This window comes from Pseudomonas sp. RGM 3321 (genome assembly GCF_022836805.1).
GTDB lineage: Bacteria > Pseudomonadota > Gammaproteobacteria > Pseudomonadales > Pseudomonadaceae > Aquipseudomonas.
Window position 1 is genome coordinate 1 of record NZ_JALHBH010000103.1, and the last position, 16,424, is coordinate 16,424.

The window sequence follows — 16,424 nt, forward strand, 5'->3', positions numbered from 1 at the left end:
AGTCGCACGGCCTCAAGCTTGAACTCGAGGGTGTATTTAACGCGGTCTGTCTTGAGCTTAGTCATGTCGTATCCTTGCGGCTATTGAGGCACCTGGCAAGGGATACGTTTTTCAGGGGCAAGGTCATATCTAGGCGGGCAGGGGGATTTGGTGCTGGTTTATCCGAAGCGGGCTTCGTTTCAGGAGGCGTTGCCGGTTTTTGAGTTTTCGGAGGGGTTGAGGTTGTGGGTGGTGCCGTTTGATTTGATCTCTGAAAAAACTATAGTTATAGAGAAAATCACACGACAATGAAAATGAGTTTTATGAAGCTAAAGGAACTATTAGCTGAGTATCGTATAAGTTTTCTTGCGCTCAGTATGTAAATTATAGGGGGAATGGTTTTGGAGGACGTACAAGTCAAATGATATAAATAGACCTTTTGATGGCTATATGCTTTCATATTGAGTGCGCAAACTTGACGATTTCAAGGAGAGATTATGTCTGCTACCACGCTGGCGATAGAAAATATTTATCACGAAACTAAAGAGTTTTTAATAGTCGGGCTGACTGGTAGAACTGGCTCAGGCTGTACCACTGCCGCCCAGAAATTAGCATCTCCCAGTTTCGGTATTCCATCTGATGGATATGATGGGCTTTCAATAAATGAAATTAAAAAGCACAAAATAATAAAGAAGTATATCGATTCTATAAGTTGGACGCCTTTCTATAAGTTGGAGGTAAGTGGCTTAATAACATTTCATCTCCTGCTGCTTTCTGATGTGGAACTGAATAGTTACTTGCGCGAAGTGTTTTTGACGGATGCTTCGGTAGTTAAGATATCAGAGTTATTCAGTGTTAAATTTTCAGAAGTGCGCAAAGCCGTTGTCGAGCGTATGTCACATGGGTACACTTTTGTAGCTGATTTTGCAACGGATTGGTATCGCCTGTATTTTCAAGATATTCCTGCAGTTACGAGCAGCTTTAGACAGATGTTAACAGACTCGGAATTTACAAAGCTATATCAGAAGACGGGTGATAATATTCGCTCGTCGGGCCGTGCCAATGACAATGTTTTCAATTCGGCAGAGATTTTTAACTTTCCTAAGCATATAAACTTAATAATAAAAGTAGCACACGCACATGCAAGACTACGGAAAGTTGAGTGCAGGGTTGTAATAGACGCGATTAGAAATCCATACGAGGCTTTCTATCTGAAGCGTAGGTATGCAAATTTCTATTTGGTTTCTATAAATACCGATAACTCTCAGCGCCTTCTTAGTTTGAGGGCCGTAAGAGGTTTTTCTGATGCTCAGATAAAAGAACTGGATGAAAAAGAGTACCCCCAGAAGCTTTCGGGTGCCAATAGGTTTATAGCTCAAAATATACAAGAATGTATCGAGAACTCAGATATACATATCCATAACTCCAAGGTCAGTAATTTTACTCATAATGATCTAGTTAGCCAGCTGGCTTGGTATGTTACGTTGATGATTCATCCGGGATTAGTCATGCCTACTTCGGCGGAAAATTGCATGCAGATAGCATACTCCGCTAAACATAGCTCTGGTTGTATATCTAGACAGGTTGGTGCTGTAGTAACTGATGCCAGTTACAGTATTAAGGCGGTTGGTTGGAATAGCACTCCTCAGGGGCAAACTCCCTGTCTACTTCGAAGTGCAAGTGATCTTCTTGATCGAGTTAATCCAGAGGATTACAGTGATTACGAATTGAATGATAAGGTTTTTCATAGTGCTATGGAGCTCAAATATAAAAATATTAGCTTGATTGCTAAAGATGATGGTCGTAATTTGGCATATTGTTTTAAAAGTGTCCAGAATGAGATTGAAGGCGAAAAAAATCAAGTTCATACTCGTTCGTTGCATGCGGAAGAAAATGCTTTTCTTCAGATATCAAAGCACGGGGGGCAGAAGGTATCGGGTGGTATATTGTTTACCACTGCTAGCCCTTGTGAGTTGTGTGCAAAGAAAGCCTATCAGCTAGGTATAAAAAAGATATTTTTTATTGATCCTTATCCAGGGATAGCTACTGATCACGTGATTTCGGTTGGTATTGATAGGCCGGTATTAGAGCTGTTTCGCGGCGCGGTGGGCAGGGCATTTTATCAGCTGTATCAACCCGTGATGCCTTACAAAGATGAGTTGGAGTTGGTGTTTGAGATTCCCAAGTACAGTAACCCTGATAAGAAGTCTAGAAGTGTTCTTCAAAGTGAAAATGAAAAGTTGCAAGAAAGAATAAGAGTTTTAGAGAGTGAGTTGGATTCACGCAAAATCTGATTGGCTTTGGTTAAGTCGGTCATTGATACGTTTTGACTAAAAAGCCAGGAAGCCTTTACTTCCTGGCTTTTCTAAACCGACCCTATCAATCCCAGCTCAAAGCCCCACCCGTCTGATACTCAATAACCCGAGTCTCAAAGAAATTCTTCTCTTTCTTCAAGTCCATGATCTCGCTCATCCAAGGGAACGGGTTGGTCGTCCCTGGATATTCTTCCTTCAAGCCAATCTGGCTCAGGCGGCGGTTAGCGATAAACTTCAGATAGTCCTCCATCATCGCCGCGTTCATGCCGAGTACGCCGCGGGGCATGGTGTCGCGGGCGTATTCGATTTCCAGCTGGGTGCCTTGCAGGATCATCTGCGTGGCTTCTTCTTTCATCTCGGCATCCCACAGGTGCGGGTTTTCGATTTTGATCTGGTTGATCACGTCGATGCCGAAGTTCAGGTGCATGGACTCGTCGCGCAGGATGTACTGGAACTGCTCGGCAACGCCGGTCATTTTGTTGCGGCGGCCCATGGAGAGGATCTGGGTGAAGCCGCAATAGAAGAAGATGCCTTCCAGTACGCAGTAGTAGGCGATCAGGTTGCGCAGCAGCTCTTTGTCGGTTTCGACGGTGCCGGTTTCGAACTTCGGATCGGAGATCGAACGGGTGTACTTCAGGCCCCAGGCTGCTTTTTTAGCGACCGATGGGATCTCGTGGTACATGTTGAAGATCTCGCCTTCATCCATGGCCAGCGATTCGATGCAGTACTGGTAGGCGTGGGTGTGGATCGCCTCTTCGAAGGCCTGGCGCAGGATGTACTGGCGGCACTCCGGGTTGGTGATCAAGCGATACACGGCCAATACCAGGTTGTTGGCAACCAGCGAGTCGGCAGTGGAGAAGAAGCCCAGGTTACGCATGACGATGCGGCGCTCGTCGTCGGTCAGGCCTTCCGGGTTTTTCCAGAGGGCGATGTCGGCGGTCATGTTGACTTCTTGCGGCATCCAGTGGTTTGCGCAACCGTCCAGGTACTTCTGCCAGGCCCAGTCGTACTTGAAAGGCACGAGCTGGTTGAGGTCGGCGCGGCAGTTGATCATCATTTTTTCGTCAACGGCGACGCGGGCGCTGGCGCCTTCGAGCTCGGCCAGGCCTTCAGCGACATCCAGTGCGTCCAACGCTTTCTTGGCGCGGATCAGGGCAGCGGAGTCGGCGGCGGTCACGGCGCGGGCTTCCTGTGCAGCCAGGCCACCGGCGCTGTCGAGGCGGTCCATGTTGGCTTCGTTGGCGTGACCGGCGTTGGTCGCTTTGGCGACTACTTCGCCGTCTTCTTTATCGAATTCGTCCCAGCTCAGCATGGTGTAATTCTCCTGCTTGAGGGTCAGTCGGGTGGACTGGCCTGTTGGATCTAGAGGGGGTGTTGCTTGCTTTTAAGGTGTGGCGCGCAAGGAACATGAATTTTTGGCTTTCGGGGCCTTTGGGTGAGGAGGAGGGTGGCAAGGGGATGTGTGTCCTTGCCGGCCTCTGCGCGGACAAGTCCGCTCCTACAGGTACAGCGTCAGGCTTGTTGGCCTCTCGCTCCCACAGGGGTGTGTTTCTCCTGTGGGGGCGAGGTGGGTTGCCTTACTGGCAAGCCTCACAATCCGGCTCGTCAATCGCGCAGGCCTTTGGCACTGGGGCCGGGCCGGCGGGTGCTGCTTCGGTTGGACGTGGGGCGGTGATCGCCGAGTCGTCCGGGCCGTGGCCGCCGCTCGATACTGCGTTGAGCTTGCCGGTGTTGACGGTGGATTTCTCGGTGCTGGTCGCGGCCAGGGCACGGAGGTAGTAGGTGGTTTTCAGACCACGGTACCAGGCCATGCGGTAGGTCACGTCCAGCTTCTTGCCCGAGGCGCCAGCGATGTACAGGTTCAGCGACTGAGCCTGATCGATCCACTTCTGACGACGGCTTGCCGCGTCGACGATCCACTTGGTGTCCACTTCGAAGGCAGTCGCGTAAAGCTCCTTGAGCTCCTGCGGGATGCGCTCGATCTGTTGCACCGAACCGTCGTAGTACTTCAGGTCGTTGATCATGACCGAGTCCCACAGGTCGCGAGCCTTGAGGTCGCGAACCAGGTACGGGTTGATCACGGTGAATTCGCCGGACAGGTTCGATTTCACATACAGGTTCTGATAGGTCGGTTCGATCGACTGCGACACGCCAGTGATGTTGGCGATGGTGGCGGTCGGTGCGATGGCCATGATGTTCGAGTTACGGATACCTTTCTGCACACGGGCACGAACCGGTGCCCAGTCCAGGGTTTCCTTCAGGTCGACATCGATGTACTTCTCGCCACGCTGCTCGATCAGGATCTGTTGCGAATCCAGCGGCAGGATGCCTTTGGACCACAGCGAACCCTGGAACGTCTCGTAGGCACCGCGCTCGTCGGCCAGGTCGCAGGACGCCTGGATGGCGTAGTAGCTGACCGCCTCCATGGAGGTGTCGGCGAACTGCACCGCAGCATCGGAACCGTACGGGATGTGTTGCAGGTACAGCGCGTCCTGGAAGCCCATGATACCGAGGCCGACCGGACGGTGGCGCAGGTTGGAGTTCTTGGCCTGCGGCACGGAGTAGTAGTTGATGTCGATAACGTTATCGAGCATGCGTACCGCTACATCGACGGTGCGCTTGAGCTTGTCGGTGTCCAGCTTGCCGTTGACGATGTGGTTCGGCAGGTTGATCGAGCCCAGGTTGCAGACCGCGATCTCGTCCTTGTTGGTGTTCAGGGTAATCTCGGTGCACAGGTTCGAGCTGTGAACCACGCCCACGTGCTGCTGCGGGCTGCGCAGGTTGCACGGGTCCTTGAAGGTCAGCCATGGGTGGCCGGTTTCGAACAGCATCGAGAGCATCTTGCGCCACAGATCCTTGGCCTGGATGGTCTTGAACAGTTTGACCTTGCCTGGGTATTCGGTCAGCGCTTCGTAGTACTCGTAACGCTCCTGGAAGGCCTTGCCGGTCAGGTCGTGCAGGTCCGGTACTTCGGATGGCGAGAACAGGGTCCACGGGCCGTCGTCGAAGACGCGCTTCATGAACAGGTCCGGGATCCAGTTGGCGGTGTTCATGTCGTGGGTACGACGACGATCATCACCGGTGTTCTTGCGCAGCTCGATGAACTCTTCGATGTCCATGTGCCAGGTTTCCAGGTAGGCACAGACAGCGCCCTTGCGCTTGCCGCCCTGGTTGACCGCAACGGCGGTGTCGTTGACCACTTTCAGGAACGGTACGACGCCTTGCGACTTGCCGTTGGTGCCCTTGATGTACGAGCCCAGCGCACGAACCGGCGTCCAGTCGTTGCCCAGGCCGCCTGCGAATTTGGACAGCATGGCGTTGTCGTGGATCGCGTGGTAGATACCCGACAGGTCATCCGGCACGGTGGTCAGGTAGCAGCTGGACAGCTGTGGACGCAGGGTACCGGCGTTGAACAGCGTCGGGGTCGACGACATGTAGTCGAACGACGACAGCAGGTTGTAGAACTCGATGGCGCGGTCTTCACGTGCTTTCTCTTCGATCGCCAGGCCCATGGCCACGCGCATGAAGAAGATCTGCGGCAGTTCGAAACGCACGCCATCCTTGTGGATGAAGTAACGGTCATACAGGGTTTGCAGGCCAAGGTAGGTGAACTGCTGGTCGCGCTCGTGGTTGATCGCCTTGCCGAGTTTTTCGAGGTCGAATTCGGCCAGCACAGGGTTGAGCAGTTCGAACTTGATACCGGTGGCGACGTAGGCAGGCAGCGCCTTGGCGTACAGGTCGGCCATTTCGTGGTGGGTGGCGCTGTCGGCGACACCGAGGAAACCCAGGCCTTCGGCGCGCAGGGTGTCCATCAGCAGGCGGGCGGTGACGAACGAGTAGTTCGGCTCACGCTCGACCAGGGTACGTGCGGTCATGACCAGTGCGGTGTTGACGTCTTTCAGCGCCACGCCGTCGTACAGGTTTTTCAGGGTTTCGGTCTGGATCAGGTTGGCGTCGACTTCAGCCAGGCCTTCGCACGCTTCGGTGACGATGGTGTTCAGGCGACCCATGTCCAGCGGCGCAAAGCTGCCGTCGGCGAGGGTGATGCGGATCGACGGGTGCGCCTGGACCTGATCTTCGGGGGCGCGAACGGCACGCTCCTTGGCGCGCGAATCACGGTAGATGACGTAGTCGCGAGCCACTTTCTGCTCGCCGGCACGCATCAGCGCCAGTTCGACCTGGTCCTGGATTTCTTCGATGTGGATGGTGCCGCCCGAAGGCATGCGCCGTTTGAACGTAGCGCTGACCTGTTCGGTCAGGCGTGCAACGGTGTCGTGGATGCGCGACGAGGCGGCAGCGTTGCCGCCCTCAACTGCAAGAAACGCCTTGGTGATGGCAACGGTGATCTTGTCATCCGTGTAAGGAACGACAGTGCCGTTACGCTTGATCACGCGCAGTTGACCGGGAGCAGTGGCAGACAGGTCCTGTGGGGTCTGGCTGGCCTGCGGCGCGCCGGTCGGCGAGTTCTCGCGAGTTGTGTCTGTTTGCATGTGTGACTCCACGTTCCTTTAAGTTTGTTCGGGCATTGCTGCCCACCGTTTCGTTTTGAGCAGTAAGTCGCAAAAGGCGACTCAAGGGCTCCAAAACGAAGGTGAAAGCGGGAGGTGCAGCCGCTTCCAGGTTTTGAAGCCAAAAAGGACCGGGCTATGCCCGATCCTTTGAAAATCTGATGAAGAATGCGTGTTCGATGTTGCAAAACGTGTACGGGATGGCTCTGGCTCAAGCGCGAGCGGCTTGGGTGCCTAAACCGGCTTGAAGTTCAACCCCTCAGACGCAACAAAAATGCTTGAATTTCCCATTTGAGTTGTGCTGGTGTTTTTGCGCAAAACCCCACATGTAGGGTGTGTCTCGTCGCCGGGCTACAAGATAATGCGTTTTGGACATGAATTGCAACGCACCGCCTGTGGATAAAGTGTGTGTAGTTTGTGTATGAATCGCACACCATGCGTGTAGGCCGCATAACTACTGGATCGTGACCGTTTGTCACCGATTTCTGTAGGTGCTGGCGACAGGTTGCTGATTTTTGAGGGCGCGAACCCTATCACAAAAAAACGCTGCTGCAAGACCTGTCTGGCATGTGATGTGCTAAGCCGCGTCGGGTGTCGTGCGAGGTGGGCGGCGGTTGCTACACTCGCCTGCGACGCGGTGCCGCAACCCTTGTTTTGAATAACAACAATGGGTCAACCACAACAAGGGGAGATTGCTTTGGAGCCACACACCTGGCATGTACTGATTGTCGAAGATGACCAGCGACTGGCCGAGCTGACCAGCGATTACCTGCACAACAACGGCCTGCGCGTGAGTATTGAGGGCAATGGTGCGCTGGCGGCGGCGCGGATCATCGCCGAGCAGCCGGATCTGGTGATTCTCGACCTGATGCTGCCCGGCGAGGACGGTTTCAGTATCTGTCGCTCGGTACGTGACCGTTACGACGGGCCGATCCTGATGCTCACCGCGCGTACCGATGACACCGATCATATTCAGGGGCTCGATACCGGGGCTGACGATTTCGTCTGCAAACCGGTGCATCCGCGCGTGCTGCTGGCGCGTATTCATGCCTTGCTGCGCCGCAGTGAAGCGCCACAGGTGCCTGCTGCAGAGCTGCGGCGGCTGGTGTTCGGCCCGCTGGTGGTGGACAACGCCCTGCGCGAGGCCTGGCTGCGCGAGCAGAGCATCGAGTTGACCGGCGCCGAGTTTGACCTGCTGTGGCTGCTGGTGGCCAATGCCGGGCGCACGCTGTCCCGCGAGGAAATCTTCACTGCGCTGCGCGGTGTGGGTTATGACGGTCAGGATCGCTCTATCGATGTGCGTATCTCGCGCATCCGCCCGAAAATCGGCGACGACCCCATCCACCCGCGTCTGATCAAGACCGTGCGCAGCAAGGGCTATCTGTTTGTGCCCGAAGCGGCGCAGGACATGAGCGGCCACGTGTTCAGCGGCTGACCTTATGAACTCGATCTTTCTGCGGATCTACGGTGGCATGCTCGGCGTACTGGTGCTGGTCGCGCTGCTTGGCGTGTTCGCCCTGCACGTGCTCAATCAGTCGCGCGGCGAGCAATACCGCGAACGTCTGGCCCACGGCACCTTTACGGTGATGGCCGATAACCTTGTGCCGCTCAACGACATCGAGCGCCGCCGCGCCCTGGCGATCTGGGAGCGCTTGCTGGGGATTCCCCTCAGCCTGCAAAGCATCGAGCAGGCTGGACTGGACAGCGGCGCGCGCGGTCGTCTGGCGCGTGGGCAGGTGGTGGTCGAGCAGATCGGCCCGCACGCCGCCAGGGTCTATCGTCAGTTGAGTGACAAGGAACCGCTGCTGCTGAGTGGCGAGGTGCAGCAGATCACCGAGCAATTGGCGCGAGCCACTATTTACCTGCTGATCGACGAGTTGGTGCGCTTTCCGGTTGATGAGCAACCGGCGCGCCTGCAAGCCTTGCGCATCGACAAGGGCTTTGGTTTCGACTTGCATCTGCTGGCGCTGGACCAAGCTGACCTGGACGATGACCAGCGCCGCCGCATCTATGAAGGCGACACGGTGATGGCGCTGGGCAAGGGCGGTGACTCGATCCGCGTGCTGGCCGGAATCGTCGACACCAACTGGGTGCTGGAAATCGGCCCTCTGTACCAGATGAACCCCTATCCGCTGCACTGGCTGCTGGTGATCGCCTTGATGGGCCTGTGTTTCATCGGTCTGGTGGTGTATTTGCTGGTGCGGCGTCTGGAGCGGCGCGTGCTGGAGCTGGAAGCTGCGGCGACGCAGATCGCCCAGGGCAGCCTGCAAACCCGCGTGCCGACCGAGGGCTCCGACTCGGTGGGGCGTGTGGCGGCGGCGTTCAACAGCATGGCTGAGCATCTGCAGCGCTCGCTGATGATCCAGCGCGAGCTGGTGCGCGCGGTGTCCCACGAATTGCGCACGCCGGTGGCGCGTCTGCGTTTCGGTCTGGAGATGGTCAGCGACGCCACCACTCCCGAGGCGCGGCGCAAATACATGCGCGGCATGGACAGCGACATTCAGGACCTCGACAAGCTGGTCGATGAAATGCTCACTTACGCGCGCCTTGAGCAAGGCGCGCCGACCCTGAATTTCCAGCGTGTCGATCTGGATGCGCTGATCGATCAGGTGATCGCCGAACTGGCACCCTTACGCGCCGATGTGCGGGTGTCCCGAGGCGAATGTTTGATATTTGAAAAGGGCGAGGTCGCCTGGGTCGAGGCAGAGCCGCGTTATCTGCATCGTGCGGTACAGAACCTGGTGAGCAATGCGATGCGCCATGCAGAAAACGAGGTGCGTATCAGTTATCGACTGGAGGCGCAGCAGTGCCGTATCGATGTGGACGATGACGGTCCCGGCGTTCCGGAAGAAGCCTGGGAGCAGATTTTTACGCCGTTCATGCGTATCGATGACAGCCGCACCCGAGCGTCAGGCGGGCATGGGCTGGGCCTGTCGATTGTGCGGCGGATCATCCATTGGCACGAAGGTCGCGCGCTGATCGGCCGCAGCGCGAGCCTGAGTGGCGCGTGTTTCAGCCTGTCCTGGCCGCGTACGCAGGTGCCGCGTTGAGTGCTCAGCTGTTCAGTGGTCCGCTTGAGCGCTTCGGGCAGACGGTGCTGGCGGCAGATGATTCGCGCCCTGATTCGCGCCCTGTAGTGGCGTTGCCTGATCTGCTGCGCGCCGAGCGGCTTGACCAGTTACTGCTGAGCATTTACGGGCCGCAGTTGATGCCCAGCCAATTGCCGGTGCTGGTGTCGCAATGGGCCAAGTTTTACTTCATGCAGATTGTTCCGCCGGTGCTGGTTGCCAGTCTGGTGCATGGCTGGCATTGGCCGTTGGCGCTTGAGCAGGTCGCACTGGCACTGGATGAACGTGGCCTGCCGAATGGTGTTCGGTTCTCGGGTGAGGGAGACGTCTGGCGGGGTATTCCGGCTGATCCGTTTCACCGGTTTGCCGGGTTGCTGGATGACAATCTGCAACCCTTTATTGCCGCATTGAGCGCCTATGGCGGGCTACCCTGCGCGGTGTTGTGGAGCAGCGCCGGAGATTATCTGGAAGGCTGTCTTGTGCAACTGGCCACATGCAGCAATATGCAATTGTTGCCAGGGCTGGCGCTGTTGGGCGAGAGGAAAAGGCCGGATGGACGGGCTAATCCTCTGTTTCAGGCGGTACGTTATGTTCCGCAGCCACAGGGTGGTGAACCGCGCAGGCAACGGCGTGTGTGCTGCCTGAGTCATCGGGTGGAGTGGGCGGGGCGTTGCGAGCATTGTCCGCTGCCCGGCTGATTAGCCTTCGACTGCGACCAGACTCAACAGATGATCGCCCAGCACACTGAACTGGCCGTCGAGTTCCTTGCCTGCGTGCCATTCACTGGACAGATCGATCAGCAGGCGCAAGCGGGCACTGCCGTCGGCGGACCACTCCAGCAGTTGCGCGTCTTCAAAATAGAAGCGCTTTTGCACGATGGGGTAGAGCGCCTTGAACAGCGCTTCCTTGATCGAAAAGGTCAGGGTCACGCGCAACGCGATCTGTTCCTGCGGGCCTGCCGCCATGTCGGCCAGCTCGGCAGCCGTCAGGATTTCCCCGGCCAGTCGCGAGGCACGGTCATTGCTCAGCAGGTTCTCCGTGTCCAGCCCCAGCCCGCGCCATTGCGGCTTGTGCGCCACCACAGCGGCGGCCCAGCCGGTGCTGTGGGTGATCGAGCCACAGACATCAGCGGGCCAGACTGGCGCGCGGTCTTCACCCACAGCAGGAACATGCAGACGGCCATCCAGTTGGCGCATGGCTTCGCGGGCACAAAGCCGACCGGCGAGAAATTCGGCCTGACGCTTGGCGACCGAGCGCTGAATGCTCGCAGGCATCTGCACCGCACCGCGCTGAAAGTCGCCGTCCACCAGCTTGAGCGGATCGAACCGCCCACTGACCAGCTCCGCGCCCGGCAGCGCATGCGGCAACGGCCAGTGCTGAACGAGTTCGGGACAGCAGACGGGAAGGTCGTGTAATTGAGTCATGGGCGGCATTTTGCCGGGGGAACGGGTTTGAGGGAAGGGCACTGGTAACATCCGCGTCCTCTTTGCGACGCAGAGCGTCGAGAACTGCATTCCCACGCTGGAGCGTGCGGAACGATCATCGCAACTATCGTGCGCCGCTCCGAGTCGCATGCCTTTCCGGACGCTCTGCGTCCTCTTGACGACGCAGAGCGTCGAGACCTGCATTCCCACGCTGGAGCGTGCGGAACGATCATCGCAACTATCGTGCGTCGCTCTGCGTCGCATGCCTTTCCGGACGCTCCGCGTCCTCTTGACGACGCAGAGCGTCGAGACCTGCATTCCCACGCTGGCGTGCGGAACGATCATCGCAACTATCGTGCGCCGCTCCGCGTCGCATGCCTTTCCGGACGCTCTGCGTCCTCTTGACGACGCAGAGCGTCGAGAACTGCATTCCCACGCTGGAGCGTGCGGAACGATAACTCAACTATCGTGCGTCGCTCTGCGTCGCATGCCTTTCTGGACGTTCTGCGTCCTCTTGACGACGCAGAGCGTCGAGAACTGCATTCCCACGCTGGAGCGTGCGGAACGATAATCTCAACTATCGTGCGTCGCTCTGCGTCGCATGCCTTTCTGGACGTTCTGCGTCCTCTTGACGACGCAGAGCGTCGAGAACTGCATTCCCACGCTGGAGCGTGCGGAACGATGATCTCAACTATCGTGCGGCGCTCCGCGTCGCATGCTTTTCTGGACGCTCTGCGTCCTCTTTGCCAGGCAGCGCAAAAAAGCTGGTCACACTTTCATCATTCCCACCCACTCAGTCGGGATGTACCGTTCGGGCCTCTGATGATTCAAGGATGAACTCATGGGCCGAAGCCGGTACACCATCACCGAACCTGAAAAGCCTCACTTCCTGACCTGCACAGTGGTGGAGTGGATGCCGCTTTTTACCCGGCCTGTTCTGGTGGACATTCTGTTGAATGCCTGGCGCTATCAACAGGCTCATCAAGGACTGCAGCTCTTCGGGTATGTCGTACTGGAAAACCATTTGCACTTCGTGGCCCAAGCGCCCGCTCTGGACAAATGTGTGAGTAGTTTCAAGTCGTTTACGGCTCGACAGATAATCGAAGCACTTGAGAACGCCAACGCCGAGAGCACGCTGGAGCTTCTGCGATTCGTCAAGCGCCTGCACAAGAGTGACAGGGTTTATCAGGTCTGGCAGGAAGGGGCTCATGCGGAGCTGGTGTGGAATGAAGCGGTGATGCGTCAGAAGCTTGATTACATTCACCATAACCCGGTAAAGAGGGGTTATGTGGATGTCGGTGAGCACTGGAGATACTCCAGCGCTCGCGATTATGAGGGGCAGCGCGGTTTGATCGATATTCAGCGCTGGTATTAACGAATTGTTGCGACACAGAGCGTGCGGAACGATCATCTCAACTATCGTGCGACGCTCCGTGCAGAAGGAGCATCTGCTACTCAACCAAATATCTTCTTGAAGAACACCTGCATGTCTGACCATGAGCTCTGGTCGGCAGCCTTGTCGTAGCCGATGTCCGGGCCGCCGTGTTCGCCGTGGCTCAGGCGGTCGGCGTCGGGGTTGGTGAAGCCGTGCTTGGCGCCGTCGATGCTGACGAATTTGTAGTCGGCCTTGGCGTCGTCCATTTCTTTCTTGAACGCAGCAACGTTTTCAGGGGTGACCATGCTGTCCTTGGCGCCGTGCTCGACCAGCATCGGCACTTTGATGCCCGGTTTGGCCGGGGTATTGGTGACCAGGGCGCCGTGGAAGCTCACTACGCCCAGCAACGGCTCACCGCGCCGCGCCGCGTCCAGCACGATCTTGCCGCCGAAGCAGTAACCGATCGCTGCAATTTTTTTCGGGTCGGTCTGAGGTTGCTTCTTCAATTGCTCCAGCCCGGCATCAAAGCGCTTGTCGGCCGCATCACTGTCCTTGAGCGCAGCCTGCATGAACGCCATCGCGTCCTTCGGGTGCTCGGTATTCTTGCCTTCGCCGTACATGTCGATAGCCATGGCGCTGTAGCCCAGGGCGGCCAGGTCGCGGGCACGGCGCTTGGCGTAGTCGTTCAGGCCCCACCACTCGTGAACCACCAGAACACCGGGGCGTGGACCTTTTACCGCGTCGTCGTAAGCGTAGTAACCCACCAGCTTTGTTCCGTCGGCACTCTTGTAATCGATCTGCTCGGTCTTGATAGCTGCCTGAGCGAGTCCGGTCAGGCCCATCATGATCATTGCAATCCACACACGCATGGTCAGCTCCTTTTGATAGTTTGAGGTCGCAAACAACCATAGCCGATTCCGCTGCATCTGATGTAGATGACTGTTCAGCGGCGGTTCATGGCGTGTTCAGTCGGGGTTCAGCCCGACGCGATTACTGTTGGGCCGTACCTTGACAGCGTCCCCGAGCGCAAAAGGAGTCGATATGTTGAATCTCAACAAGTTTTTCCTGGCCTTGGCTTTTCTGGGTGGCAGCGCCGCAGCGCAGGCGGGCGATGGTCGGCTTGACGTGGCTCGTATCGAGTTCGGCAAGACCAGCGAAAGGCTTGATGACGCCAACAGCTGGGGGCATGCGCTCGGGGAGCAGGCACATACCAATGTTTCTGTGGGCACGCTTTATTCACCGCCGGTTTACGGCACTCTGACAGGCACTCACAATGGTGTGCCTGTCAGCCGCGAAATCCTGCTGGGCAGCTATGATGTGACACAACATGTGCCCGTCAGCGCCCGCCTGTTGAGTACTGATGCGACGATGTCGTTTCATTCTTTGTCTTGAGGCTGCGATTGTGCCTGGGAGAGCTGCATGAAGTTGTTGGTAGTTGAGGATGAAGCGCTGCTGCGTCATCACTTGCGAACGCGTCTGACCGAAGCGGGCCATGTGGTTGAGGCGGTGGCCAACGCTGAGGAAGCGTTGTATCAGGTCACGCAATTCAATCACGACCTGGCCGTGATCGATCTGGGCTTGCCGGGCATCGGTGGGCTGGACCTGATTCGGCAGTTGCGCACAGTGGGTAAAGCGTTTCCGATTCTGATCCTGACCGCGCGCGGCAATTGGCAGGACAAGGTCGAAGGGCTGGCGGCCGGCGCTGACGACTACGTGGTCAAACCCTTCCAGTTCGAAGAACTGGAAGCGCGGCTCAATGCCTTGTTGCGGCGTTCCAGCGGCTTCATTCAGTCCACCATCACGGCTGGCCCGCTGCTGCTGGACCTCAATCGCAAGCACGCCGCGCTGGCTGAACAACCGCTGGCGCTGACCGCCTACGAATACCGCATCCTCGAATACCTGATGCTCCACCACCAGCAAGTAGTGCCCAAAGAGCGCCTGATGGAACAGCTGTATCCTGATGACGACGAGCGCGACCCAAACGTGATCGAAGTGCTGGTCGGCCGCCTTCGTCGCAAGCTGGACAGCAACGTGGCGTTCAAACCTATCGAAACCGTGCGCGGCATGGGCTATCTGTTCAATGAGCGCTGTACGTGATTCGTTCGCTTCGCCTGCGCCTGATGCTGGGTGCCGCCACTCTGGCGGTGATCTTCATGCTGCTGATGCTGCCTGCTTTGCAGGGGGCATTCAGCCTGGCGCTGCGCGGGGCGATAGAGCAACGCCTGGCTTCCGACGTGACCACCATGATTTCGGCGGCGCGCGTCGAAGACGATCATCTATTGATGCCGTCCGTGCTGCCGGGCGAACAGTTCAACCTGCCGGGCAGCCGTCTGCTGGGCTACATCTATAACCGCCAGGGGCAGATGGTCTGGCGCTCGTTGTCGACCGAAGGCGAGAACATCGACTACCGCCCGCAATACGACGGGCAGGGCAGCGAGTTCACCAAGATCAAGGAAATCAATGGCGATGAGTATTTCGTCTATGACGTCGAGATCCGGCTGCTCGGCGGGCGCAATGCCGCGTTCAGTATCGTTGCCGTGCAGCCCTTGCGCGGCTATCAGGAAACCATCGACGGTTTGCGCCGCAAGCTCTATCTGGGCTTTGGCGCAGCACTGGCGGTGCTGCTCGGGTTGCTGTGGATGGGCCTGACCTGGGGGCTGCGTGCCTTGCGCGGCTTGAGCCAGGAACTGGATCAGGTGGAAGCCGGTGTGCGCGACAGCCTGAGCGAAGAGCATCCCAGCGAACTGCTGCGCCTGACCGACTCGCTGAACCGACTGCTGCGCAGCGAGCGTGAGCAGCGGATTCGTTACCGCGATTCGCTGGATGACCTGGCCCACAGCCTGAAAACACCGCTGGCGGTATTGCAAGGCGTGAGCGAGAACATCGCCAAGCGCCCAGAGGATGTCGAACAGGCGTGGGTGCTGCAATCGCAGATCGAGCGCATGAGCCAACAGATTGGCTATCAACTGCAACGGGCCAGCCTGCGCAAGAGCGGTCTGGTGCGCCATCACGTCATGCTGCGGCCTGTGGTCGAAAGCCTGTGCAACACGCTCGACAAGGTGTATCGCGACAAACAGGTCAAGGCCACGCTGGACCTGCCGGAACATTGTCAGGTGCACATGGAAGAGGGTGCGTTGCTGGAAATGCTCGGCAACCTGCTGGAAAACGCCTATCGGCTGTGCCTGAGTGAAGTGCGCGTCAGCTTCACGCGCTCGACGACCGGCGATGAACTGTGCGTCGAAGACGACGGCCCCGGCGTCCCGCAGAGCCAGCGTGCCCGCATTCTTGAACGCGGCGAACGGCTGGACCGCCAGAACCCCGGACAGGGCATTGGTCTGGCGGTGGTCAAGGACATCATCGAAAGCTACGGCGCACAACTGACGCTGGGCGATTCCCCACTGGGTGGCGCGGCGTTCAGGATTCATTTTCTGGCGCAGTGAGGGTGTGTTCGCCCCAGTTTCAAGAGCGGACGCAGAGCGTCCAGAACGGCATGCCAACGCGGAGCATTGGCACGATAGTGTTATCACACCTGTCGTTCCTCACGCTCCAGCGTGGGAATGCCGTTCGTGACGCTCTGCGTCACACCTCTGCGCGTCACCGAGCACTCCAGTCACCACAGAAGGACGGCGGATACCCGCCACTGTGTGCCCATTTTTTCCAGCATGCGGCGGAAAACCGCCACCTCTCCTGTCGAATTCCGACTACCGTTACCAGTGTGCGCCTTGTATTACGGGGTTTTGATATCAAAATGACTC

Annotated in this window: 12 protein-coding genes and 1 pseudogene; 9 read left to right on the top strand and 4 right to left on the bottom strand. The window is 57.5% G+C overall.

The features are described 5' to 3' along the window. Positions 1–108: 108 nt before the first annotated feature. A pseudogene (locus RGM3321_RS09590) lies at positions 109–291 on the top strand (restriction endonuclease); the annotation flags it as partial. 185 nt (positions 292–476) lie between these two features. After that, positions 477–2,273, top strand: a complete 1,797-nt coding sequence (locus tag RGM3321_RS09595) for a hypothetical protein (protein ID WP_244392853.1) — start codon at positions 477–479, stop codon at positions 2,271–2,273. Positions 2,274–2,358: 85 nt separating this feature from the next. Here the strand turns inward: RGM3321_RS09595 and RGM3321_RS09600 are convergent, their stop codons facing one another. Then, positions 2,359–3,606: a ribonucleotide-diphosphate reductase subunit beta gene (locus tag RGM3321_RS09600; RefSeq protein ID WP_002554639.1), complete on the bottom strand. Its 1,248-nt coding sequence runs from the start codon at positions 3,604–3,606 to the stop codon at positions 2,359–2,361. Positions 3,607–3,871: 265 nt separating this feature from the next. After that, on the bottom strand, positions 3,872–6,784 hold the full coding sequence (locus tag RGM3321_RS09605; RefSeq protein WP_004657163.1) for a ribonucleoside-diphosphate reductase subunit alpha: 2,913 nt from the start codon (positions 6,782–6,784) through the stop codon (positions 3,872–3,874). A 685-nt stretch (positions 6,785–7,469) separates the two neighbouring features. On the opposite strand from RGM3321_RS09605, the gene RGM3321_RS09610 reads away from it, so the two are divergent. The 3 genes from RGM3321_RS09610 to fhuF are packed head-to-tail and all read left to right on the top strand — an operon-like array spanning position 7,470 to position 10,568. Further along, complete coding sequence (locus RGM3321_RS09610) at positions 7,470–8,237, top strand: response regulator transcription factor (protein WP_161796206.1); 768 nt, start codon at positions 7,470–7,472, stop codon at positions 8,235–8,237. 4 nt (positions 8,238–8,241) lie between these two features. Beyond that, a complete protein-coding gene (locus tag RGM3321_RS09615) occupies positions 8,242–9,852 on the top strand; it encodes an ATP-binding protein (RefSeq protein ID WP_244392856.1) in 1,611 nt (536 codons plus the stop codon). Continuing rightward, positions 9,810–10,568 (top strand): siderophore-iron reductase FhuF, encoded by a 759-nt coding sequence (gene fhuF / locus RGM3321_RS09620; protein WP_244392858.1) that lies wholly within the window; start codon positions 9,810–9,812, stop codon positions 10,566–10,568. The genes RGM3321_RS09615 and fhuF overlap by 43 nt, the downstream gene beginning before the upstream one ends. On the opposite strand, the gene RGM3321_RS09625 is transcribed toward fhuF, so the two are convergent. Next, complete coding sequence (locus RGM3321_RS09625; RefSeq protein WP_244392860.1) at positions 10,569–11,294, bottom strand: 4'-phosphopantetheinyl transferase superfamily protein; 726 nt, start codon at positions 11,292–11,294, stop codon at positions 10,569–10,571. A gap of 841 nt (positions 11,295–12,135) precedes the next feature. Between RGM3321_RS09625 and RGM3321_RS09630 the strand changes: the two genes are divergently transcribed. Further along, positions 12,136–12,669 carry a transposase gene (locus RGM3321_RS09630; protein WP_244392861.1) on the top strand — a complete coding sequence of 178 codons (534 nt, stop codon included), beginning with the start codon at positions 12,136–12,138 and terminating at the stop codon, positions 12,667–12,669. An 80-nt stretch (positions 12,670–12,749) separates the two neighbouring features. Here the strand turns inward: RGM3321_RS09630 and RGM3321_RS09635 are convergent, their stop codons facing one another. Further along, positions 12,750–13,538: a dienelactone hydrolase family protein gene (locus tag RGM3321_RS09635; protein WP_244392863.1), complete on the bottom strand. Its 789-nt coding sequence runs from the start codon at positions 13,536–13,538 to the stop codon at positions 12,750–12,752. Between the two features lie 172 nt (positions 13,539–13,710). Between RGM3321_RS09635 and RGM3321_RS09640 the strand changes: the two genes are divergently transcribed. From RGM3321_RS09640 to RGM3321_RS09650, 3 genes are read left to right on the top strand one after another with little or no spacing between them, the layout of a single operon-like run. Continuing rightward, positions 13,711–14,061, top strand: a complete 351-nt coding sequence (locus RGM3321_RS09640) for a hypothetical protein (protein ID WP_002554630.1) — start codon at positions 13,711–13,713, stop codon at positions 14,059–14,061. Positions 14,062–14,088: 27 nt separating this feature from the next. Then, entirely contained in the window at positions 14,089–14,766 is a 678-nt protein-coding gene (locus RGM3321_RS09645; protein WP_002554629.1) for a response regulator, read from the top strand. Continuing rightward, positions 14,763–16,109, top strand: a complete 1,347-nt coding sequence (locus RGM3321_RS09650) for an ATP-binding protein (protein WP_244392865.1) — start codon at positions 14,763–14,765, stop codon at positions 16,107–16,109. The genes RGM3321_RS09645 and RGM3321_RS09650 overlap by 4 nt, the downstream gene beginning before the upstream one ends. Positions 16,110–16,424 lie beyond the last annotated feature (315 nt).

Excerpts from the sequence above, each read along its gene's own strand:
- RGM3321_RS09600 (WP_002554639.1), bottom strand. The coding sequence starts at position 3,606 with ATGCTGAGCTGGGACGAATTCGATAAAGAAGACGGCGAAGTAGTCGCC.
- RGM3321_RS09610 (WP_161796206.1), top strand. The coding sequence starts at position 7,470 with ATGGGTCAACCACAACAAGGGGAGATTGCTTTGGAGCCACACACCTGG.
- RGM3321_RS09645 (WP_002554629.1), top strand. The coding sequence starts at position 14,089 with ATGAAGTTGTTGGTAGTTGAGGATGAAGCGCTGCTGCGTCATCACTTG.
- RGM3321_RS09595 (WP_244392853.1), top strand. The coding sequence starts at position 477 with ATGTCTGCTACCACGCTGGCGATAGAAAATATTTATCACGAAACTAAA.
- RGM3321_RS09625 (WP_244392860.1), bottom strand. The coding sequence starts at position 11,294 with ATGACTCAATTACACGACCTTCCCGTCTGCTGTCCCGAACTCGTTCAG.
- RGM3321_RS09615 (WP_244392856.1), top strand. The coding sequence starts at position 8,242 with ATGAACTCGATCTTTCTGCGGATCTACGGTGGCATGCTCGGCGTACTG.
- RGM3321_RS09635 (WP_244392863.1), bottom strand. The coding sequence starts at position 13,538 with ATGCGTGTGTGGATTGCAATGATCATGATGGGCCTGACCGGACTCGCT.
- RGM3321_RS09640 (WP_002554630.1), top strand. The coding sequence starts at position 13,711 with ATGTTGAATCTCAACAAGTTTTTCCTGGCCTTGGCTTTTCTGGGTGGC.
- RGM3321_RS09605 (WP_004657163.1), bottom strand. The coding sequence starts at position 6,784 with ATGCAAACAGACACAACTCGCGAGAACTCGCCGACCGGCGCGCCGCAG.
- RGM3321_RS09630 (WP_244392861.1), top strand. The coding sequence starts at position 12,136 with ATGGGCCGAAGCCGGTACACCATCACCGAACCTGAAAAGCCTCACTTC.